The sequence below is a fragment of the Azospirillum agricola genome (genome assembly GCF_017876095.1).
Classification (GTDB): Bacteria; Pseudomonadota; Alphaproteobacteria; order Azospirillales; family Azospirillaceae; genus Azospirillum; species Azospirillum agricola.
The window spans coordinates 20,744-42,707 of the sequence record NZ_JAGINM010000033.1; the positions used below are offsets into that span (position 1 = coordinate 20,744).

The window sequence follows — 21,964 nt, forward strand, 5'->3', positions numbered from 1 at the left end:
GTCGCCTTGCCTCCATCAGCGCCCTACCGCCGGATCGCCACGCCCACCGCGCGGCCGACCGCCGACGGGATGACCGAGCCATGGGTTTCCCCGGCGAAGGACACGAACTCCACGGCCGGGCCGCGCGGCGCCAGGGCGGCCAGCCGCCCGGCCAGCTCGCGGGCGTTCTCGACCATGCGGGCCGCCCGGCGCCGCTCCTCGACGGCCGGATCGGCGGCCGGATCGGCGGCCGGGCCGGAGGGCGAAACCAGCTCCTGCTCGCCGACCGTCACCAGCAGGCTGCGCGTCGCGGCGTCGGCCGGCAGGGCGGCGATGAAGCGGCGCTCCGACTCCAGCACGGCCCGGCCGTGCCACCAGATCGACGGGCTGGCGGCGACGTAGCGCTGGAAGCCGCCGGAGCGCGTGAACAGCGCGTGCAGCACGCACAACCCGCCATAGGAATGGCCGAACAGCGTCTGGCGGGCGCGGTCGATGCGGAAGCGCCGCTCGATCTCCGGCTTCAGCTCGTTCTCGATGAAGGCAAGGAAGGCGTCGGCGCCCCCGGTCCCCTCCGGCGCCCCGGCGGCCGGCGGCGTGTAGTCCCGCGCCCGCCGCGCCAGATCGAACGGCTTGTCGGTCGGGTAGCCGATGGCGACCACCACGGCGGGGGTCGGCGCCATCGCGGCACCGCGCGCCCCGGTCACCCGCATCGCCTCCACGGCGGTGCCGAAGACGCTGTTGCCGTCGAGCAGATACAACACCGGGAAGCCCTCGGGCGGCGCTTCCACCTCCGGCCAGGCCACGAAGACGCGGTAGGGCCGCGCCGGATCGCCGCCGGCCAGCCGGTCCCACTGGGCCGTGCGGGACAGCGTCACCGCCGGCTCCGTCGCCGGCTCCATTCCCGTTTCCGGGGCGGCGCGGGCCGGAATCCCCGCCAGGGACAGGCCCGCCGCCGTGGCCGCCATCATCCGGCGCCGCGTCGGCGCGGGATCACTCGTCATTTTCAACGCACTCCTGCCAGCACCATCAGCGCTTGCCCAAAATAGCAAGCGGCGGGGCCGGAGCAACGCGCGACCGTCGTGTCCGGCGATCTTCTCAGATTTTTCCCGGATCGGCCGCCGCCGCGTCTCCGGCGCGGGCGAGGATGCGGCGTGCCTTGCGGGCCATCGCCTCGTCGATCATCCGGCCATCGACCACCCCGACGCCCTTGGCGCTCTCGACCAGGATTCGACGGGCCTGGGCGACGGCCTCCGCGGTCGGGGTCAGCGCGGCGTTGATCGCCGCGACCTGACCCGGATGGATCGCCGCCTTGGCGCCGAAGCCGAGCGCCAGCGCGGCCTGCGTCTCGCGCGCCAGCCCCTCGGCGTCGTTCAGGGCGAAGAAGGGGGAATCCACCGCCTCGATCCCCGCCAGCGCGGCGGCGTTGACCAGCCGGGAGCGCGCCGCCAACAGCGGCTCCCAGGCCGTGGCACAGCCGAGGTCGGCCGACAGATCGGCGGCGCCGAAGAACAGCGCGGTCAGGCGCGGCGAGGCCTGGGCGATGGCCTCCACCGCCGCGACGCCACGCGCGGATTCGATCAGCGCGACCAGCGGCAGCGGACAGCCGGCACCGCTCAGCAGCGCGTCGATCCAGCGGACCGTCTCGGCGGATTCGGTCTTCGGCAGGATCAGAAGGTCCGGCCGGGCCGGTGAACGCGCCAGCGCCAGCAGATCCTCCAGCCCGTCCAGCGTCACCGGGGCGTTGACGCGCAGCGCCCGCTGGATCGGCCGGGCCGGGGCCGTCGCCAGCGCCTCCAGGGCCAGCCGGCGCGCCGCCGCCTTGTCGGCCGGGGCGACGGCGTCCTCCAGGTCGATGATCAGCACGTCGGCCCCGGATTCCGCCGCGCGGGCGAAACGCTCCGGCCGGGTGGCCGGGGTGAACAGCCAGCTGCGGCGCGGCACCGGGGCCGTGACGACCGCGCTCATGGCGCCACCAGGATTTCGGCGGTCATGGCGACCTGACCGTCGGGATCGAGCGCCCAGGCCTCCACCATCTCCTCCCCGTCGCCGGCCCGGCGGGCGGCGTGCAGGGTGAAGGGCCTGGTGTCGAACAGCGGCCGGCGGGCGCGGAAGCGGAAGCCGGCCGGACGCCGCCCCCCGGCGTTGCGCAGGAACAGATCCATCAGCAGGGTCGCGGTCAGCGGCCCGTGCACGATCAGCCCCGGATAGCCCTCGACCTCGCGGCAGTAGGGGCGGTCGTAATGGATGCGGTGTCCGTTGAAGGTCAGCGCCGAATAGCGGAACAGCAGCACCGGGTCGGGGGTGACGGTGCGGCTCCAGTCGGGCGCCGGCATCGCCTCGGCGGCGGCGGGCGGCGGGACCGCCTCGCCCGGCTTGGCGGCCTCGCGGTAGACGATGTCGTGGCGCTCGCGCACCGCGACGCCGGCCTCGGTGGCGATCTCGTGCAGAACCTTGACGAACACCATGTCGCCGGAGCGGCCGGCCTTGTGCTCCACCGATTCGATGGTCGAAGTGCGGCGCAGGCTCGCCCCCACCGGGATCGGGGCGAGGAAGCGCAGGTCGCCGCCGGCCCACATGCGGCGCGGCAGCGGCACCGGCGGCAGGAAACCGCCCTTGTGCGGGTGCCCGTCCTCAGCGATGGCGTGCTGCGGCGCGCGCGGCAGGAAATACAGCCAGTGTCCGAGCGGCGGCACCTCCCCCGCCGGCCAGGGCGGGGTGTCATGGTCCAGCGTCGCCGCCAGACCGGCCAGCGGGGCCGCCGTGGCGCTGTCGGCCTGCTGCTCGACACCGCCGACCCAGTCCTTCAGATGGTCGAGGCTCATCGTCCGCCCTCACGCAGAATCTTGCCGGGATTCATGATGTTGTGCGGATCGAAGGCGCGCTTCAAGGCCGCCATCATGTCCAGCTCGACCGGCGACTTGTAGCGCGGCATCTCGTCGATGCGCAGGCGGCCGATGCCGTGCTCGGCCGAGATCGAGCCGCCGAGATCGACGACGATGTCGTGGACGATGGCATTGACCGCCCCCAGCCGCGCCCGCCATTCCGCCGGATCGCCGTCCTCGGCCTGGATCGGGTTGTAGTGGATGTTGCCGTCGCCGAGATGCCCGAAGGAGAAGGGACGGATGCCGGGAAACTCGCGCTCCAGCGCCGCGTCGGTGCGGGCGAGGAAGCGCGCCACCTTGGAGATCGGCACCGAGACGTCGTGCTTGTAGGAGACGCCCTCGCGCTTCTGCCCCTCGGGGATGCCCTCGCGGATGCGCCACAGGCCGTCGGCCTGCGCCTTGGAGGCGGCGACGACGCCGTCCAGCACCTCGCCGGCCTCCAGCGCGGCCTCCAGGATGCCCTCCAGCATGCCGGCCAGCCGGTCTCCCGAATCCTGGTCGGCGAGTTCGACCAGCACGTACCAGGGGTAGCGGTCGCCCAAGGGATCCGGCACGTCCGGCACATGGCGGCGGGCGACGTCGATGCACAGGCGCTGGATCAGCTCGAAGGTGACGATGCGGTCGCCGACCATGCCCTTGGCGCGCGACAGCAGATCGACCGCGTCGCTCGGCGCCGACACCGCGACCAGCGCCGTGGCGGTGGCGCGCGGCAGCGGCGACAGCTTCAGCACCGCCGCCGTGACGATGCCCAGCGTGCCCTCCGACCCGATGAAGATCTGCTTCATGTCGTAGCCGGCGTTGTCCTTGCGCAACCCGCGCAGCCCGTCCCAGATCCGCCCGTCGGGCAGCACCACCTCCAGCCCGGCGACGAGGTTGCGCATGTTGCCGTAGCGCACCACCTGCACGCCGCCGGCGTTGGTCGCGATGTTGCCGCCGATCTGGCAGCTCCCCTCGGCCGCGAGGCTCATCGGGAACAGCCGGCCGACGTCGCGCGCGGCGGTCTGGATGTTGGCGAGGATGCAGCCGGCCTCGACCGTCATCGTGTCGTTGTCGATGTCGATCTCGCGGATGCGGTTCAGCCGGTTGGTCGAGATGACGATCTCCGACCCGTCGGCGTGCGGCTGGCTGGCCCCGGTCAGGCCGGTGTTGCCGCCCTGCGGCACGATCGGCGTGCGGGTCCCGGCGCAGATCCGCACCACCGCCGCCAGCGCCTCGGTGCTGTCGGGCAGCACGACCAGCGGCGAGCGGCCGACCCAGCCGTCGCGCCAGGATTCCATGAAGGGCTGCATGGCGGCGGGGTCGGTGATGATGCCGCGCGCGCCGACGACGGCGCGGATCGGGTCGAGCACGCGCGCCGCGAAGGCGGCCGGGTCGGCGGCGAGACTGTCCTTGGGCATGAGGCCCGTCCTCCCTGGTCTTGCGGCGTTCGTCACAGCGCGCGGTAGGCCGTCTTGATGATGGTGTAGAACTCGATGGCGGAGCGCCCCTGCTCGCGCGGGCCGTAGCTCGACATCTTCCGGCCGCCGAACGGCACATGGTAGTCGACCCCGGCGGTCGGCAGGTTCAGCATGGTCATGCCCGACTGCACGTTGGCCTGGAAATGCCGCGCGTGCTTCATCGAGTTGGTGATGATGCCCGACGACAGGCCGTAGTCGGTGTCGTTGGCGACGGCCAGCGCCTCCTCGTAGTCCTTCACCCGGATCACGCTGGCGACCGGGCCGAAGACCTCCTCGCGGTTGATGGTCATGGCGTTGCTGGTGCTGGTGAACAGGGTCGGCGCCAGGAACCAGCCGCGCGTCGGTCGGTCGAGCCGGGCGCCGCCGGCCGCGACCTCCGCCCCCTCGCGCAGGCCGCTCTCGATGTAGCCGAGATTCTTGGTGAGCTGGAACTCGTCGATCACCGGGCCGATCTGGGTGTCGGGCAGCAGCGAATGGCCGACGCGCAGCGCCGCCATCCGCTCGGTCATCGCCGCGACGAAGGCGTCGTGGATCCCATCCTCGACCACCAGCCGGCCGGTCGCGGTGCAGCGCTGGCCGGCATGGAAATAGGCGCTGTTGACCGCGATGTCGGCGGCGCGCTCCGGGTCGGCGTCGGCCAGCACGACCAGCGGATTCTGGCCGCCGAGTTCGAGCTGGACGCGGACCATCCGCTCGGCGCAGCGCACGGCGATGCGGCGCCCGGTGCCGACCGAGCCGGTGAAGGACACCGCGTCCACCGCGTCGACCACGGCGGCGCCGACCTGCGGCCCGGCGCCGACCACCATGTTGAACAGGGCGGTGGGCATGCCGTGCTCGGCCAGCGCCTGGGCGACGATGCGGGTGACGGCGACGGAAATGCCGGGGGTCTTCTCCGACGGCTTCCAGACGATGGCGTTGCCGAAGGCCAGCGCCGGGGCGATCTTCCACATCGGCGTGGCGACTGGGAAGTTCCAGGGCGTCACCAGCCCGATGACGCCGACCGGCTCGCGGGTGACGTCGACCTCGACGCCCGGCCGCACCGAGCCCAGCGTCTCGCCGGGCGCCCGCAGCGCCTCGGCGGCGAAAAAGCGGGCGAGGTGGCCGGCGCGGGTGATCTCGCCCAGCGCGTCGGGGATGGTCTTGCCGCCCTCGGTCGCCGCGATGCGGGCCAGCTCGTCCTTCCGGTCGAACAGCGCGCGCGAGATGCTGTCGAGCACCAGCGAGCGCTGCTCGACCGTCGCCGCGCGCCAGACCGGCTGGGCGGCGCGGGCGGCGGCCACGGCGTCGCGCACGTCGTCGGCGGTCGCCAGCGTGTAGGAGCCGGCCAGCTCGTCGAGGTCGGACGGGTTGCGGATGTCGAGCCGGTCGGCGCCGCGGCGCCAGGAGCCGGCGACGAAATGGGTGTCGAGGGACATGTCGGTGCTCACTCCGGAAAATCGGTTCTTTTGGCTGGCGGGAGGTGGGGATAGGGGGCAACCACGACCCCTACCCCCGCGCCACCCGCTCCTTGAGCGCGGTCAGCGCCCACAGCGTCTCTATGGTCGGCACGGGCACGCCGCGCCGTTGGGCGAGGTCGATGACGGCGGTGACGATCGGGTCGATCTCCATCGTCCGCCCGGCCTCGTAATCCTGAAGCATGGAGGGTTTATGGCCGGGAACCCCGCTGCCCCGCCGCAGCCGCTCGTCGATGTCGTCCTCCAGCGCCACGCCCCAGGCGCGGGCGACCTCCAGGCATTCGCGCATCAGCCGGCCCTGGACCACGGCCATGCCGGGGGCCTCCTCCATGGCGCCCATGGTGGCGCCGGTCAGCACGCTGGTCGGCCCGACCGCCATGTTCAGCATCAGCTTGCGCCACAGCGGCACCCGGATGTCGGTCGGCAGGCTGACCGTCACCCCGGCTTCCGCGAAGGCGGCGGCCAACGCCTCCAGCGCCGCCGCGTGATCGCCGGGGCGCGGGGCGCCGAAGGCCAGAACCGGCACCGCCGTGTGGGCGACGACACCCGGCTCGACGATGCGGGCGGGCAGCACCTCGATGACGCAGGCGGCAACCCGCCGCGGCCCGATGGCCGACCACGCCGCCCCGCCAGGATCGACCACCTCCAGCGGCCCGGCCGGGACGTCGGTACCGGCACCGAACAGGTACCACCAGGGGATGCCGTTCTGCGCCGCCACCACCAGCGTGTCCGGCCCGCACAGCGCCGGCAGCGAGGGGGCGAGCGCCGACAGCCCGTGCCCCTTCACGGTGACGATCACCACGTCCTGCACCCCGAGAGCGGCGGCATCGTCGCTCGCCAGCGGCCGGCAGAAGCGCTCGCCCTGCGGCGACTGCACGGTCAGCCCGCGCTCGCGGATCGCCGCCAGATGGGCGCCGCGCGCCAGCAGCGACAGGTCGTGCCGCCCGGTCGCGGCGAGATGCCCGGCCAGCGCGCCACCCACGGCGCCGGCCCCCACGATGGCGATGCGCATGCCCATATTCCCTCTCCCCGTCACTTGAAGTCCAGCGGCAGGGGCGCGTCGTCGAGATCGCTGCCCAGTCCCTTGAACTGCTCCTCGACCTGCGTCTGGTCCAGCTTCACCGCCGCCGCCTTGTAGTGCATCACCATCTGCGGGAAGGCGATGACCAGCGCGACCATGATCAGCTGGATGACGACGAACGGCACGGCGCCCCAGTAGATCTGGCTGGTCAGCACCGGCTCCGTCCGCTTCTTCGTCACCCGGTCGATGTAGGGCAGCTTGGGCGCCACCGACCGCAGGAAGAACAGCGAGAAGCCGAAGGGCGGGTGCATGAAGCTGGTCTGCATGTTCACCGCCAGGATGACGCCGAACCACACCAGATCGATGCCCAGCCGGTCGGCCGCCGGGGCCAGCAGCGGGATGACGATGAAGGCCAGCTCGAAGAAGTCGAGGAAGAAGGCCAGCAGGAAGATCATCACGCTGACCGCGACCAGGAAGCCGGTCTGGCCGCCGGGCAGCGACACCATCAGTTCCTCGACCCAGACATGGCCGTTGACGCCGTAGAAGGTCAACGAGAAGACCCGCGCGCCGATCAGGATGAACAGCACGAAGGAGGCGAGCTTCGCCGTCGAGTGGGTCGCCTGCCGCACGAGATCGAGCGTCAGCCGCTTCTTCATGGCGGCGAGCGCCATCGCGCCGACCGCCCCCATGGCGCCGCCCTCGGTCGGGGTGGCGAGGCCGATGAAGATGGTGCCGAGCACCAGGAAGATCAGCGCCAGCGGCGGCACCATGACGAAGGTGACCTGCTCGGCCATGCGCGAGATCAGGCGCAGGCCGGTGGCGCGCTCGATCAGCGCGGCGATCAGGGCGTAGAGCGCGCCGGCCGCCACCGCGTCGCCCAGCAGGGCCGCCGTGGTCCAGCCGTTCACGCTCAGCCACACCGCCCCGCCGGCCAGCGCCGCCGCGACGACCAGCATGGCGGCCAGCCGGCGGGCGCCGAGGAAACGGTTGAACACCGCCGACAGGAAGGCGACCGTCACCGCGACCGACAGCATCAGCACGACGAAGTCGGCGCCGGCCTTCACCTCGGTGCGGCCCATCACCCAATAGGCGACGGCGCCGGAGAAGACGGCGAGCACGCCGAGGTTCCAGATGCCGCGCGCGCCGCTCGGCTCGCGGTAGGCGATGGCCTCCAGCGGCAGGCCGGGGGCGGCCTTGGGCCAGATCATCGAGACGAGGAAGACGTAGCCGGCGTAGAGGCTGGACAGCAGCAGGCCGGGCAGGAAGGCGCCCTCGTACATGTCGCCGACCGAGCGGCCGAGCTGGTCGGCCATGACGATCAGCACCAGCGAGGGCGGGATGATCTGGGCCAGCGTGCCCGAGGCGGCGATGATGCCGGACGCCAGCCGGCGGTCGTAGCCGTAGCGCAGCATGATCGGCAGCGAGATCAGCCCCATCGAGATGACCGAGGCCGCCACCACGCCGGTGGTCGCCGCCAGCAGCGCGCCGACGAAGATGACCGCGTAGGCGAGGCCGCCACGGATGGTGCCGAAGAGCTGGCCGATGGTCTCCAGCAGATCCTCGGCCATGCCGGAGCGCTCCAGCACCAGCCCCATGAAGGTGAAGAAGGGAACGGCCAGCAGCACGTCGTTGTTCATGGTGCCGTAGACGCGTTCCGGAAGGGCCTGGAACAGGTCGGGGCGGAACAGGCCCAGCTCGATGCCGATCAGGCCGAAGATCAGGCCGTTGGCGGCCAGCGCGAAGGCGACCGGGTAGCCCAGCAGCAGCAGGACCACCAGGGTCGCGAACATGATCGGCGCCATGTTGTGGCCGACCCAGCCGCGCCAGCCCTCATGCTCGGCCAGGGCGCCGGCGCCCGGCACCGGCAGGACGTAGAGCGCCACCGCCACGGCGATCAGCAGAAGCGCCGAGACGACCGACAGCCGGACCGTCTTCGGCGACAGGGAGGGGGAGGTCGAGGTCATGGCGGCGCTCAGTTCTTATGAGGTGCGGCGTGGGCGGCGTCTTGCGGCCCCACGTTCGGGGCGACGGCAAGCAGGCGTTCGGCCTCCGCCTCGGCGGCGGCCTGATGACCGCCGGCCCGCGCGTTGGGATCCTCCAGCCGGCCGCTCATGATGGCGACCCGCTTGACCAGCTCCGACAACCCCTGGATGAACAGCACGGTGAAGCCCAGCGGAATCAGCAGCTTGGCCGGCCATTGCGGCAGGCCGCCGGCGTTCATCGACTGCTCCTCGATGGCGTAGGAGGCGAAGAAGAAGGGCCAGGAGGTGACCATCATCACCAGACTGAAGGGCAGCAGGAAGGCCAGATGCCCCAGCACGTCGATGCCGTCGCGCGCCCGCTTGGACAGGGCCGCGTTGACGATGTCGATGCGGATGTGCTCGTCGTCCTTCAGGGTCCAGGGCGAGCAGAGCAGGAACACCGCCGCGAACAGCACCCATTGCAGCTCCAGCCAGGAGTTGGAGCTGGTGTCGAACAGCTTGCGGACGACGGCGTTGACGGCCGACACCAGGATCGCCAGCAGGATCAGCCAGGAGATCCCCTTGCCGATGCGGGCGTTGACCGCGTCGACGACGCGGCTGACGGAAATCAGGAACGACAAGGGGCGAGCCCTCCCAACAGAGACCCGGTCGCTGGGAAAGCGGGTCCGGCGCGCCAAGGCGCCGGCCCCGCGTCCACCCGGCGACGTCCGTTCAGCGGCGCGACAGACGCAGCACGGCGTTGTCGTAGGCGTAGTCCGACGCCTGTAGCCACAGGTTGGAATCGTTCTGGAACTTGCGATAGCTCTCGTAGAACTTCTTGAAGCCGGCGTTCTTGTCCGACAGCTCGTCGTACAGATCGAGCGCCGCCTTGTGGCTGGCCTGCATGACGTCCTGCGGGAAGGCGCGCAGCTTGGCGCCCTTCTCCACCACCCGCTTCAGCGCCGCCGGATTGAGCACGTCGTAGCGCGCCACGCTGTCGACGTTGGCCAGCGCCGCCGCCGAGGTCAGCGCCGCCTGGTAATGCTTGGGCAGCCCCTCCCAGCGCTTGGTGTTGATGAAGAAATGCTGGAGCGAGGTGCCGTCCCACCAGCCGGGATAGTAGTAATTCGGCGCGATCTTGTAGAGGCCGAGCTTCTCGTCGTCGTAGGGGCCGTTGAACTCGGCCGCGTCGATGGTGCCGCGTTCCAGCGCCGGATAGATGTCGCCGCCGCTGACCTGCTGGGCGATGACGCCGAGCTTGGAGAGGATCTGGCCGCCCAGCCCGGAGATGCGGAACTTCAGGCCCTTCATGTCCTCGATGGACTTGATCTCCTTGCGGAACCAGCCGCCCATCTGCGAACCGGTGTTGCCGCCGGCCAGCGCCTTCAGGTTGTAGCCGGCGTAGAACTCCTCCAGCAGCTTGCCGCCCTCGCCGTGGTAGAACCAGGCGTTCTGCTGGCGGGTGTTGAGGCCGAAGGGCAGGCAGCAGCCGAACGCGAAGGCCGGGTCCTTGCCGACATAGTAGTAGGACGCGGTGTGGCACATCTCCACCGTGTCGTTGCTGGCGGCGTCGAGCGCCTGGAGCGCCGGGACGACCTCCCCGGCGGCGAAGACCTGGATCTGGAACTTGCCGTCGGTGGCCTCGGCGACGTTCTTCGCCATGACCTCGGCGCTGCCGTACAGCACCTCGATGTTCTTCGGGAAGCTCGACACGCAGCGCCAGCGGATGGTCGGCTCCGACTGCGCGATGGCCGGGGCGGCCAGGGTCGAGGCGCCGGCGGCGACGGCGGCACCCTTGAAGAATTGACGACGCTTCATGGTTGTATCCTCCCGGAAATCTTGTTGTGCGGAGGCGGCACCGGGCTTTCTACCCGTCCAGCCCCGAGATCGAAAAGATATGGCGCGCCGGACCCGAGACCGGGTGACGCTCTGTTCCTGACCGTTCCCTGACGGGTGCCACGCCTCCATTCCGCAGAGCGGGATTCCGGTTCCGTATCTCTGCGGATGTCCGGGGTTTTGTCTGGGTTTCCGCCCGGAGGCGATGCCGTGACCCTGACAGTGAAGCAGCGCGCTGCCCAGCGGAATGGCTTTCGGGCGCATACCAGCCATAAGCGCCACAAGCGATCAGGAGCACGGATTGTTTTTGAAAACCCCTTACGGCCGGCGGCCCGCACGAACCGTTTGCTATGCCCACAATGAATATCTGTTACAGGCACGCCACGCGATCCGCCGCGCCGACCCCGACGCTACTCTGACACCGCCTGGGCACACCTCCTGCCCTGCCGAATCCCTTTCCTCACACGCGACGGACGTTCATTCGCATGACCGGTGTGCGCCATGTCTAGGCTGTCTTCCCCGCTCAACGCCGCCGGGGCCGCCTATCTCGAAGCGCTGCACGAGCGCTTCCGCGACGACCCCGCCTCCGTCGACGTCAGTTGGCGCGCCGTCTTCCAGGTGCTGGAGGAGCTGGGCGCCGCCCCGTCCGGCGGCGATCCCGCCGCGCCGGCGCGCGAGGAGATCCGGCAGCGCGGCCACCTCTCCGCCGATCTCGACCCGCTCGGCCGGGCACCCCGTTCCGACGCCCCGGCGGGCGGGGATGCGGAGACCGCCCGGCTGCGCCGCCTCTACCAGGGCACGCTGACGCTGGAGACCGCCCACATCGACGACCCGGCCCTGCGCGGCTGGCTGCGCGACGCCTACGAGCGGCCGGACGCGGCCCCGCCTCCTGCGGCCCGGCAGCGCGCCCTCGCCCTGCTGACGGCGGCCGAGGAGTTCGAGCGGCTGCTCGGCGTGCGCTACCCGACCAAGAAGCGCTTCGGGGCGGAGGGGATGGAGACGCTGATCCCCCTGCTCGACCGCGTGCTGGCCGCCGCCGCCGCCGCCGGGGTGGACGAGGTGCAGGTCGGCACCATGCACCGCGGCCGGCTCAGCCTGATGGCCAACGCGCTCGGCAAGCCGCTGGTCGAGCTGTTCGCCGGCATCAAGGGGATGCACCCCTTCCAGTCCGACCCGCCGGTGCCGGCCGACGTGCCCTACCACATGGGGGTGGAGAGCCAGCTCGCCTTCGGCGACCGCTCGCTGGCGCTGATCCTGTCGCCCAACCCGTCGCATCTGGAGGCGATCAACCCGGTCACGCTGGGCCGCGCGCGGGCGCGCCAGGATCTGGCGGGCGACCCCAGGCGGGTGCTCTGCGTGCTGCTGCACACCGACGCCAGCGTGATCGGCCAGGGCAGCGTCGCCGAGGCGCTGCAACTGTCCGGCGTCGCCGGCTTCAGCGTCGCCGGCACCATCCACGTCATCGTCAACAACCAGATCGGCTTCACCACCGACCCGGACGAGGCGCGCAGCTCGCGCCATTGCACCGGCCCGTGGAAGGCGGTGGACAGCCCGATCCTGCACGTCAACGCCGACGACCCCGACGCCGCCCTGCGCGCCGCCGACCTCGCCGTCGCCTTCCGGCAGGCGCATGGCCGCGACGCGGTGATCGACCTCGTCGGCTACCGCCGCAACGGCCACAACGAGATCGACGAGCCGCGCTTCACCCAGCCGGTGGAGTACCGGGCGATCGACGCCCATCCGCCGGTTCGCGCGCTCTACGCCAAGCGGCTGGCCGAGGCCGGTCTGGTGACGCCGGAGGCGGCCGAGGCGCTGGCGGCGGAGCACAGGGCCCGCTTCCAGGAGGCGCTGGCCGCCGCCGCCGACCACCGGCCGAACCATGACGGCTTCCCCGGCGGGCGCTGGGCGCCCTTCGCGCCCACGGGTGCCGCGCCGGCCGAGCCCGACACCGGGGTCGCCGCCGACCGGCTGCGCGCCCTGCTCGGCGCGCTCGCCCACATCCCCGACGGGCTGGCCATCGACCGCAAGGTCGAGCGCGTCGTCCGCCAGCGCGCCGAGGAGCCGGTGGTCTGGGCGACCGGCGAGGCGCTGGCCTTCGCCACCCTGCTGGCCGAGGGCACGCCGGTGCGGCTGACCGGGCAGGACGTGGTGCGCGGCGCCTTCTCCCACCGGCACTTCGCGCTGACCGACACGGGCACCGGCCGGCGCCACGTCAGCCTGAACCATCTTGGAGTCGAACAGGCCCGCTTCGACGTGGTGAACAGCCCGCTGTCGGAGTACGCCGTGCTCGGCTTCGAATACGGCTACAGCCTGGAGCGGCCCGACGCGCTGGTGGTCTGGGAGGCACAGTTCGGCGACTTCGCCAACGGCGCCCAGATCATGATCGACCAGTTCATCGCCAGCGCCGAGGACAAGTGGCGCCAGCCCTCCGGCCTCGTCCTGCTGCTGCCGCACGGGCTGGAAGGCCAGGGGCCGGAGCATTCCTCCGCCCGGCCGGAGCGCTTCCTGCAACTGGCGGCGCGCGACAATCTGCGGATCGCCCACCCCTCGACCCCGGCCAATTATTTCCACCTGCTGCGCCGGCAGATGCACCGGCGCGACCGCAAGCCGCTGGTGGTGCTCAGCCCGAAGACGCTGCTGCGCCTGCCCGCCGCCGTTTCGGCGCTCGACGCGTTCGCCCCCGGCACCGGCTTCCGCCCGGTCATCGCGACGGCCGGCGAGCAGGCCAGCCGCATCCTGCTGTGCAGCGGCAAGCTGGCCTACGAGCTGGAGCGCGAACGCGAGGCGCTGGGCGCCGAGGATGTCGCCGTCGTCCGGCTGGAAATGCTGTACCCTCTGCCGGAGGCCGAGCTGTCCGCCCTGTTCCGCCGCTGGCCGGAAGCGTCCTGCGTCTGGGTGCAGGAGGAGCCGCGCAACCTCGGCGCCTGGAGCTGGCTCGACCGCCGGCTGGAGGCGTTGCGCGCGGCGGCCGGAGCGGCCGACCCGACCGTCGCCTGCGTGGCGCGGCCGGAGGCGGCCTCCCCCGCCGGCAGCTTCCACGGCGACCATGACGCCGACCAGCGCCGGCTGGTCGAGCGGGCCTTCGCCAGGGTGACGGCGGCCGCCGCGAAGGTGGCGGCGGCGGAGTGAGGACCGGCCCCAGTCCAGCGATGACGAGGCCAGCGATGACGAGGCCGGCGATGACGACCCAACGAGGAAACGAAGGCAAAGCCATGAGCACGAGCGTGACCGACACCCCGTCCCTGCTGCTTCCCGACCTGCTGGCCGCGACCGCCTCGGCGCTCGACGCGGTGGCCCGGCTGCGCGAGGCGGCCGAGCGGGGGGTCGCCGCCCTGGTGGCGCCCGACGGCGCGCCCGACGCGGCGCTGCTCGACCGCCACCAGATGGCGGCGCACGGCTTCGCCTGGGTCGCCACCTACGCCGAGGCGCTGCGCCAGATGCGGGGCTGGGCCGAACGGCTCGACCGCGCCGACCGGCTCGGCGAACTGGAGTCCGCCATCCTCCAGGCCGCCTTCGGCGAGTATCTGGCCCAGCTCGACGGCGGCCTCGCCATGAGCCAGGGCGAGATCGTCCGCCCGGCCGATTTCGGCCTGACCGACGAGGACCGCGCCGCCTTCCGCAGCGACGCCGTGCGCCGGCTGATCGCGGCCGGCAACGCGTCGGCCCTGCGGCTCAGCATCGCCGAGGGGCTGGCCGACGCGCTGCACGGCGGCGGCTTCGGCGAGCTGGCGCTGGAGGACGAGGCGCTGGGCATGGTGCGCGACCAGTTCCGCCGCTTCGTCGCCGACGCGGTCGAGCCGCACGCCCACGAGTGGCACCTGAAGGACGAACTGATCCCGCTGGACGTCGTCGGCCGGATGGCGGAGATGGGCGTCTTCGGCCTGACCATCCCGGAGGAGGATGGCGGGCTCGGCATGGGCAAGCTCGCCATGTGCGTGGTGACGGAGGAGCTGTCGCGCGGCTACATCGGCGTCGGCTCACTCGGCACCCGCGCGGAGATCGCCGCCGAGCTGATCCGGCTGGGCGGCACCCCGGCGCAGAAGCAGCGGTGGCTGCCGCGCATCGCGTCCGGCGAGATCCTGCCGACCGCCGTCTTCACCGAGCCCAACACCGGCTCCGACCTCGGCTCGCTGCGCACCCGCGCGGTGCTGGACGGCGAGGTCTACCGCGTCACCGGCAACAAGACCTGGATCACCCACGGCAGCCGGTCCGACCTGATGACGCTGATGGTCCGCACCGACCCCAACGCCCCCGGATATCGCGGCCTGTCCATGCTGCTGGCCGAGAAGCCGCGCGGCACCGACGAGAATCCCTTCCCGGCCGAGGGCATGACCGGCGGCGAAATCCCGGTGCTGGGCTATCGCGGGATGAAGGAGTACGAGATCGGCTTCGACGGTTTCGCCGTTCCCGCCGCCAACCTGCTGGGCGGGGTCGAGGGCCAGGGCTTCAAGCAGCTGATGGCGACCTTCGAATCCGCCCGCGTGCAGACCGCCGCCCGCGCCGTCGGCGTCGCCCAGAACGCCCTGGAGCTTGCCCTCCGCTACGCCCAGGAGCGCGTCCAGTTCGGCAAGCCGCTGACCGCCTTCCCGCGCGTCGCCGGCAAGCTGGCCTGGATGGCGGTGGAAACGATGATCGCCCGCCAGCTCACCTACTTCGCCGCGCGCGAGAAGGACAGCGACCGCCGCTGCGACATCGAGGCCGGCATGGCCAAGCTGCTCGCCGCCCGCGTCGCCTGGTCGAACGCCGACAACGCCGTGCAGATCCATGGCGGCAACGGCTATGCGGTGGAATACCCGGTCAGCCGCGTGCTGTGCGACGCCCGCATCCTGAACATCTTCGAGGGCGCCGCCGAAATCCAGGCGCAGGTCGTGGCGCGCGGTCTTCTGTCCCGGCGGAACTGATCCCGGGGGGCAACGGACCTCCCGGCGCGGCCGGCCCGCCGGGACATCGCTTGTCACATATCCGCGTATTCGCTATCCGGAAGGGAAAGGCGATGGCGAGGGCGGATTCCCATGGAACTTCTGGAACTGCGGTATTTCGTGCAGGTTGCCGACCTCGGCAGCTTCTCCAAGGCGTCGGTCAAGCTGGGCATCACCCAGCCGGCGCTGAGCCGTCAGGTCCAGAAGCTGGAGCATGAGCTGCGCACCAGCCTGTTCTACCGCCATGGGCGCGGCGTCTCGCTGACCCAGCCGGGGCGCAAGCTCTACGATGTCGTCCGCCATCTGCTGGGCGCGCTCGCCGAGATCAAGGAGGAGATCCAGGACCAGTCCGAACGCCTGACCGGCAGCGTGACCCTGGGCCTCCCCCCGTCGATCTGCGCCACGCTCGGCGCCCCACTCGCCCGGCGCTTCCACGAGAGCTATCCCGACGCGACGCTGCGCATCCACGAGGTGTTCAGCGGCACCCTGCTGGAATGGGTGGAGGGCGGCCGGCTCGACCTCGCCGTGCTCTACGACGCCCGGCGCGGGCGCAGCATGCTGTCCTCGCCGCTGCTGGTCGAGAATCTGATGCTGATCCAGTCCGCGAAGGATGCGGGCGAGGCGGCCACCGACGACGGGCCGGTGCCGGTCGCCATGCTGGGCGACCTGCGGCTGGTTCTGCCGGGGCTTGAGAACGGGCTGCGCCGGGTCGTCGACGCCGCCGTCCGCCGCGCCGAGATCGACCTCCAGGTCGACATGGAGATCAACTCCGTCACCGCCATCAAGCAGCTGGTCGAAGAAGGGATCGGATCGACCATCCTGCCCTTCGGCGCCGTCCACCGCGAGGTGCGGCAGGGCCGGCTGATCGCCCGCGAGATCGGCTCCAAGGACATGCACGCCATGCTCGTCACCGCGACGCCGCTGCACCAGCCGGTGTCCAAGGCGACGCGCGCGCTGCTGCGCCTGATTCACGCCGAGGTGGCGAAATGCGTGGCGAACGGCGTGCTGAAGGGCAAGGTCGTCGCCCATGGCGGTGCGCCGGAACCCGCCTCCTGACGCCGGTGCGGGGGATTCCGGCGCGGGGATTTGCTGATAGCAGCTATGACGGATGGTCCATAGCACGAGCGAATGCGGGCCGATAGCCTCCCCCCATCACAGATAATCCTTTGGGGAGGAACGAGAATGACCAAGCGCCTGGACGGCAAGGTCGCCCTGATCACCGGCGCCGCGCAGGGGCTCGGGCTCGCGATGGCCGAGACCTTCGTGCGCGAGGGCGCCCGCGTCGCCGTCGTCGACATCAACGGCGACGCCGCCCGCTCGGTCGCCGAAAGCCTGGGCGGGAACGCCGTCGGCATCGCCGCCAACGTGACCCGCGCCGCCGACGTCGAGATGACCGTCGCGGCGACGGTGGAGAAGTTCGGCCGGCTCGACATCCTGGTGAACAACGCCGGCTCGACCCACGCCAACGGCCCCTTCGAGGATGTGACCGAGGAGGAGTTCGACCGGGTCTTCGCGCTGAACGTCAAGTCGATCTACCTCTATTCCAAGGCGGTCGTCGCGCAGATGCGGGCCCAGCAGTCGGGCGTGATCCTCAACCTCGGCTCCACCGCCGGCCTGCGGCCGCGTCCGGGCCTGGTCTGGTACAACGCCACCAAGGGGGCGGTGCACAACATCACCAAGTCGCTGGCGCTGGAGCTGGCGCCCGACCGCATCCGCGTCTGCGCGCTGGCCCCGGTCGCCACCGAGACACCGCTGCTCGCCACCTTCATGGGCGGCGACACGCCGGAGAAGCGCGCCCGGATGCTCGGCATCGTGCCGCTCGGCCGCCTCGGCAAGCCGAGCGACGTCGCCAACGCGGCGCTCTACCTCGCCTCCGACGAGGCGGAGTTCCTGACCGGCGTGGTGCTGGAGATCGACGGCGGGCGGTGCGTGTGAGCGGCGTCGGAGTCATCCCATAAACACGGACAAGGCCCTCTTCCCCGAGGAAGAGGCGCCTTGTCGGCGCCCATGGCCCCCAACCAGCCCCCTCACGGACCGCCCCCATGCCCCAGATTCTGTCCGACCTGCGCGTCGTCGAGATCTCCGCCTTCGTCGCGGCGCCGCTCGGCGGCATGACGCTGGCCCAGCTCGGGGCCGACGTGATCCGCATCGATCCCATCGGCGGCAACATCGATTACCGCCGCTGGCCGGTCTCCCCCGCCGGAACCAGCCTCTACTGGACCGCCCTGAACAAGGCCAAGCGGTCGGTGACGCTGGCGCTCGACAAGCCGGAGGGGCGCGAGATCGCCCAGGCGATCATCACGGCGCCGGGCGAGGACGCCGGCATCCTGCTGACCAACCTGCCGGCCAGCGGCTGGATGAGCCACGCGGCGCTGTCCACCGCGCGCGAGGATCTGATCATGCTGCGGCTGACCGGCAACCCGGACGGCTCGGCGGCGATCGACTACACGATCAACTGCGCCGGCGGCTTCCCGATGGCGACCGGGCGCGGCGGCGAGCCGGTCAACCATGTGCTGCCGGCCTGGGACGTCGCCGCCGGTCTCTACCTGACCACCGGCCTGCTCGCCGCCGAACGCCACCGCCGCCGCACCGGGCAAGGGCAGGAGGTGACGGTGGCGCTGGCCGACGTGATGCTGGCGACCATCGGCAACCTCGGCTACCTCGCCGACGTGCGGGTGAACAGCGCCGTCCGTCCGCCGATCGGCAACGACCTGTACGGCGCCTTCGGCCGCGACTTCCCGACCTCGGACGGCCGCCGGGCGATGATCGTCGCCATCTCCAACCGCCAGTGGCGGGCGATCGGCAAGGCGACCGGGTTGGCCGACAGGCTGGCGATGATCGGCCCGCTGATGGGCGTGGACATGGAGGACGAGGGCGGACGCTTCCTGGCGCGCGACGCCATCTCCGCCGTGCTCGCCCCCTGGTTCGCCGCCCGGACCCTGGCGGAGGTCGAGGCCGCCTTCGCCGGATCGGGCGTGCTGTGGGGACCCTACCGCGACTTCGGCCAGCTCGTCGCCGAGGATCCGCGCTGCTCCACCGCCAACCCGCTGTTCCGCGAGATCGAACAGCCGGAGGTCGGACGGCTGATGGTGCCCGGATCGCCGCTGAGCTTCCCGGCACTGGGCGAGCGAACCGACCACCGCCCGGCGCCCCGGCTGGGCCAGGACACCGACGCGGTGCTGGGCGACCTGCTCGGGCTGTCCGCCGCCGAGATCGGGCGCCTGCACGATTCCGGCGTGGTGGCCTGAAGCGTCACCGGCCGCGCCGCAGGCCGGGGACGAGCGGCATGGGATAGGACTCCTCCCCCGCCAGCGCCTCGGCCGCCGTGCGGACCGGCGAGACGCAGGTGTCGCCGCCGAAGGCGGTCATCCAGTCCGCCGCCGTCCGGGTGAGCAGCCGTTCGGCCACCGCCCGGCGGGTCGCGGCGGGGTCGCGGGAATCGTCGCGCAGCGCCTCCGGCAGCCCGATGATCCGGCAGACATTGTCCCAGAATTTCGGCTCCAGCGCCGCCACCGCCAGCCGGCGCCCGTCGGCCGTCGGGTAGACCGCGTAGCGGGCGGAACCGCCGGTCAGCCCGCCCATGCCGGCCGGGGTGAGCGCGCCGAAGGCGTCCAGCGTCGGCCGGTGCGGGAAGGCGAAGGCCCGCACCATCGTCGCCATGGCGATGTCGAGGTGACGGCCGCGCCCGGTCCTCTGCCGGTCCCACAGCGCCAGCAGGATGTTGACGAGCGCCGGCAGGGTCCCGCCGCCGATGTCGGCGGCCAGGACCGGCGGCGGTTCCGCCACGGCGTCGGCCGGCGTTCCCGGCGGCGGCTCGGCCAGCAGCCCGGCGGCCGCCACATAGTTGAGATCGTGCCCGGCGTCGCCGGCCGCCGGCCCCTCCTGCCCGTAGCCGGTGATCGAGCAATAGACGAGGCGCGGATTCCAGCCCGACACGGTGGCGAAGTCGAAGCCGAGCCGGGCCATCACCCCCGGCCGGAACTGCTCGATCAGCACGTCGGCGCCCTCCAGCGCGCGGCGCAGCTCGGCCCGCCCCTCCCCGCTCTTGAGGTCGAGCCGCACCACCCGCTTGCCCCGGTTGAGCAGGGCGTGCGCCGCCCCGCCCCAGACCGGGCCGGCCGGCAGGCCGAAGACGCCGTCGCCGCCGGGCGGCTCGATCTTCAGCACCTCGGCCCCGGCCTCCGCCAGGGTCTCGGCGGCGAGCGGGCCGGGCAGCAGGCTGCTGAGATCCACCACCCGGATGCCGGCCAGCGGGCCGGCGCCCGGCTGGCCCGCAAGGGCGGGGTCGGCGAGGGAATCGTCGGTCATGGCGGCTCCTAGAGGCCGGAGGCCAGCGCCGCGCGCGCCTCGCGATACTCGCGGATCAGCCGCTCGCAGAGTTGCGCGGCGGGCAGGATGTCGTTGATCGACCCGACCCCCTGCCCGGCCGACCAGACGTCCTTCCAGACCTTGGCCTCGCTGCCCATGTCGAGCTTGGCGTGGCCTTTCAGATTGTCGGGGTCGAGGCCGGCGCGCACGATGCTGGGCGTCAGGAAATTGGCGTTCACCCCGCTGATCGCCGCCGTGTAGAGGATGTCCTTGGCGGTCGATTCCAGGATCATCCGCTTGTGCTCCTCGTTCACCATGGCCTCCTCGGTGGCGAGGAAGCGGGTGCCGAGATAGGCGAGGTCGGCGCCGAGCGCCCGCGCCGCCGCGATGTGGGCGCCGGTCGAGATGGCGCCGGCCAGCACGATGGTGCCGTCGAAGACCGCGCGGATTTCCGGCACCAGCGCGAAGGGGCTCAGCGTCCCGGCATGGCCGCCGGCGCCCGCGCACACCGCGATGATGCCATCGACCCCGGCCTCCGCCGCCTTCTCGGCGTGGCGGCGGCCGATGACGTCGTGGAAGACGACGCCGCCGTAGGAATGCACCGCGTCCACCACCTCGCGCACCGCGCCCAGGGAGGTGATGACCAGCGGCACCTTGTGCTTGACGGTCATCGCCAGATCGTCGTTCAGACGCGCGTTGGACTTGTGGACGATCAGGTTCACGCCGAAGGGGGCCGCCGAGTCCTGCGCACCCAACCGTTCCCGGATCTCGAACAGCCAGTCCTCGTAGCCGGCGGTGCTGCGCTGGTTCAGCGTCGGGAAGGTCCCGATCAGGCCCGACCGGCAGGTCTCGACGACGAGGTCGGGGCCGGAGGACAGGAACATCGGCGAGACGATCGCGGGCAGCTTCAGTCCCGTCGACAGTTGGGCAGGCACCGGCATGGACGCTCCTTCGGACAGGGTTGGCCCGTGTCAGCGTCACGGGCGTCGTCGTTGGCGTCCACAATTGTCGAGGGAGCGAACCGATGCAAGCCGCTTTCGCGGGCGCGCGGCCCGTCACCGTGGGACCTGCCGGAGAAGCCAGAAAAATGCCGGCGCGCGCGAGGCGGCCGGCGGACCGGATGTCATGTCTGAAACAGCGCCGTGGCCCCGGTCACCCGGCGTCGGCCGGCCCCTCGTCGCCGTCCAGCGCGTCCTGGTCCGGCGGCGGGGAGCCTGCGACCGCCACGGCGCCTGGAAGCGCGCCGGGAGTCACCACGGCGAAGCTCGATCCGTCGCTCTTGGGCCGGGCCAGCGCCAGCGGCGACCCGACCACCAGGAAGTGGATGGTCTCGGCGATGTTGGTCGCGTGGTCGCCGATGCGCTCCAGGTTCTTCGCCATGAACAGCAGGTGGGTGCAGGGCGTGATGTTGCGCGGATCCTCCATCATGTAGGTCAGGACCTCGCGGAACAGGCTGGTGTAGAGGTCGTCCAGTTCCTCGTCGCGCTCCCACGCCGCGACGGCCTTGTCGACGTCGCGCTCGATGTAGGCGTCGAGCACCTCCTTCATGATGGTCTCGACCAGCCGGCCCATGCGCGGGATCCCCACGGCGGGCCGCACCACCGGCACCTGCGCCAGCGCCAGCGACCGCTTGGCGATGTTGGCGGCGTAGTCGCCGATGCGCTCCAGGTCGGCGGCGATCTTCAGCGACGAAACGATCTCGCGCAGGTCCTGCGCCATCGGCTGGCGCAGGGCCAGCAGCCGCACCGCCTCGGCGTCGATGTCGCGCTCGTAGGCGTCGAGCCGGGCGTCGGCCTGCATCACCTGCGAGGCCAGCCCGACGTCGCGGCGGGCGACCGCCTTGACCGCGGCCTCGACCTGGGCCTCGGCGACGCCGCCCATCTGGGTGACGAGGTTGCCCAGCCGCTGAAGCTCCTGCGCGAAGGAGCGGACGATGTGTTCAGAGCCCATGATCCGCCGCGATGCCTTCAATCCGTTCGCACGCAACCGGGCACGCGGCCCTCCCGGCCCCGCACGCGATGGCGCAGAATAGCCGCCGCCGGTGACGCGCCGGTTGCAGCAATATTTCAATATCGTGACACGGCAAGGGCCGATGCTGGCCGTGACAAGCTTTTTATTACACGCAAGGGGTTTGAAGTGGGCGGGTA

Annotated in this window: 17 protein-coding genes; 5 read left to right on the forward strand and 12 right to left on the reverse strand. The window is 71.6% G+C overall.

The window, feature by feature from the left end:
• Positions 1 to 23 precede the first annotated feature (23 nt).
• From J2847_RS30810 to J2847_RS30850, 9 genes are all read right to left on the reverse strand, one after another.
• Positions 24 to 980, reverse strand: a complete 957-nt coding sequence (locus J2847_RS30810; protein WP_209782547.1) for an alpha/beta hydrolase — start codon at positions 978 to 980, stop codon at positions 24 to 26.
• 94 nt (positions 981 to 1,074) lie between these two features.
• On the reverse strand, positions 1,075 to 1,944 hold the full coding sequence (gene ripC, locus J2847_RS30815) for an itaconate degradation C-C-lyase RipC (protein WP_209782548.1): 870 nt from the start codon (positions 1,942 to 1,944) through the stop codon (positions 1,075 to 1,077).
• Positions 1,941 to 2,801 carry an HTD2 family dehydratase gene (locus tag J2847_RS30820; RefSeq protein WP_209782549.1) on the reverse strand — a complete coding sequence of 287 codons (861 nt, stop codon included), beginning with the start codon at positions 2,799 to 2,801 and terminating at the stop codon, positions 1,941 to 1,943. Before J2847_RS30820 ends, ripC begins: the two co-directional genes overlap by 4 nt.
• Positions 2,798 to 4,258: an FAD-binding oxidoreductase gene (locus tag J2847_RS30825; protein ID WP_209782550.1), complete on the reverse strand. Its 1,461-nt coding sequence runs from the start codon at positions 4,256 to 4,258 to the stop codon at positions 2,798 to 2,800. Before J2847_RS30825 ends, J2847_RS30820 begins: the two co-directional genes overlap by 4 nt.
• 32 nt (positions 4,259 to 4,290) lie before the next feature.
• Complete coding sequence (locus J2847_RS30830) at positions 4,291 to 5,733, reverse strand: aldehyde dehydrogenase family protein (protein WP_209782551.1); 1,443 nt, start codon at positions 5,731 to 5,733, stop codon at positions 4,291 to 4,293.
• A 70-nt stretch (positions 5,734 to 5,803) separates the two neighbouring features.
• Positions 5,804 to 6,784, reverse strand: coding sequence for a ketopantoate reductase family protein (locus J2847_RS30835; protein WP_209782552.1), 981 nt, complete (start codon positions 6,782 to 6,784; stop codon positions 5,804 to 5,806).
• 20 nt (positions 6,785 to 6,804) lie between these two features.
• Positions 6,805 to 8,595, reverse strand: coding sequence for a TRAP transporter large permease (locus J2847_RS30840; RefSeq protein ID WP_411800660.1), 1,791 nt, complete (start codon positions 8,593 to 8,595; stop codon positions 6,805 to 6,807).
• 170 nt (positions 8,596 to 8,765) lie between these two features.
• Positions 8,766 to 9,395, reverse strand: coding sequence for a TRAP transporter small permease subunit (locus tag J2847_RS30845; RefSeq protein ID WP_209782554.1), 630 nt, complete (start codon positions 9,393 to 9,395; stop codon positions 8,766 to 8,768).
• Positions 9,396 to 9,486: 91 nt separating this feature from the next.
• On the reverse strand, positions 9,487 to 10,572 hold the full coding sequence (locus J2847_RS30850) for a TRAP transporter substrate-binding protein (RefSeq protein ID WP_209782555.1): 1,086 nt from the start codon (positions 10,570 to 10,572) through the stop codon (positions 9,487 to 9,489).
• 519 nt (positions 10,573 to 11,091) lie between these two features.
• Between J2847_RS30850 and J2847_RS30855 the strand changes: the two genes are divergently transcribed.
• The 5 genes from J2847_RS30855 to J2847_RS30875 all read left to right on the forward strand — a co-directional run bounded on the left by J2847_RS30855 (position 11,092) and on the right by J2847_RS30875 (position 18,757).
• Complete coding sequence (locus tag J2847_RS30855; RefSeq protein WP_209782556.1) at positions 11,092 to 13,719, forward strand: 2-oxoglutarate dehydrogenase E1 component; 2,628 nt, start codon at positions 11,092 to 11,094, stop codon at positions 13,717 to 13,719.
• Positions 13,720 to 13,802: 83 nt separating this feature from the next.
• The gene (locus J2847_RS30860; RefSeq protein ID WP_209782557.1) at positions 13,803 to 15,491 is read left to right on the forward strand and encodes an acyl-CoA dehydrogenase family protein; all 1,689 of its coding nucleotides are present in this window, start codon (positions 13,803 to 13,805) and stop codon (positions 15,489 to 15,491) included.
• A 111-nt stretch (positions 15,492 to 15,602) separates the two neighbouring features.
• Positions 15,603 to 16,565: a LysR family transcriptional regulator gene (locus J2847_RS30865; protein WP_209782558.1), complete on the forward strand. Its 963-nt coding sequence runs from the start codon at positions 15,603 to 15,605 to the stop codon at positions 16,563 to 16,565.
• 126 nt (positions 16,566 to 16,691) lie between these two features.
• Entirely contained in the window at positions 16,692 to 17,444 is a 753-nt protein-coding gene (locus tag J2847_RS30870; RefSeq protein WP_209782559.1) for a glucose 1-dehydrogenase, read from the forward strand.
• 107 nt (positions 17,445 to 17,551) lie between these two features.
• Complete coding sequence (locus tag J2847_RS30875; protein WP_209782560.1) at positions 17,552 to 18,757, forward strand: CoA transferase; 1,206 nt, start codon at positions 17,552 to 17,554, stop codon at positions 18,755 to 18,757.
• A 4-nt stretch (positions 18,758 to 18,761) separates the two neighbouring features.
• On the opposite strand, the gene J2847_RS30880 is transcribed toward J2847_RS30875, so the two are convergent.
• The 3 genes from J2847_RS30880 to phoU all read right to left on the reverse strand — a co-directional run bounded on the left by J2847_RS30880 (position 18,762) and on the right by phoU (position 21,767).
• On the reverse strand, positions 18,762 to 19,817 hold the full coding sequence (locus J2847_RS30880) for a CaiB/BaiF CoA transferase family protein (RefSeq protein WP_209782561.1): 1,056 nt from the start codon (positions 19,815 to 19,817) through the stop codon (positions 18,762 to 18,764).
• 8 nt (positions 19,818 to 19,825) lie between these two features.
• Positions 19,826 to 20,758: an NAD(P)H-dependent flavin oxidoreductase gene (locus J2847_RS30885; protein WP_209782562.1), complete on the reverse strand. Its 933-nt coding sequence runs from the start codon at positions 20,756 to 20,758 to the stop codon at positions 19,826 to 19,828.
• 211 nt (positions 20,759 to 20,969) lie between these two features.
• Positions 20,970 to 21,767: a phosphate signaling complex protein PhoU gene (phoU, locus tag J2847_RS30890; protein ID WP_233474896.1), complete on the reverse strand. Its 798-nt coding sequence runs from the start codon at positions 21,765 to 21,767 to the stop codon at positions 20,970 to 20,972.
• Between the last annotated feature and the right edge of the window lie 197 nt (positions 21,768 to 21,964).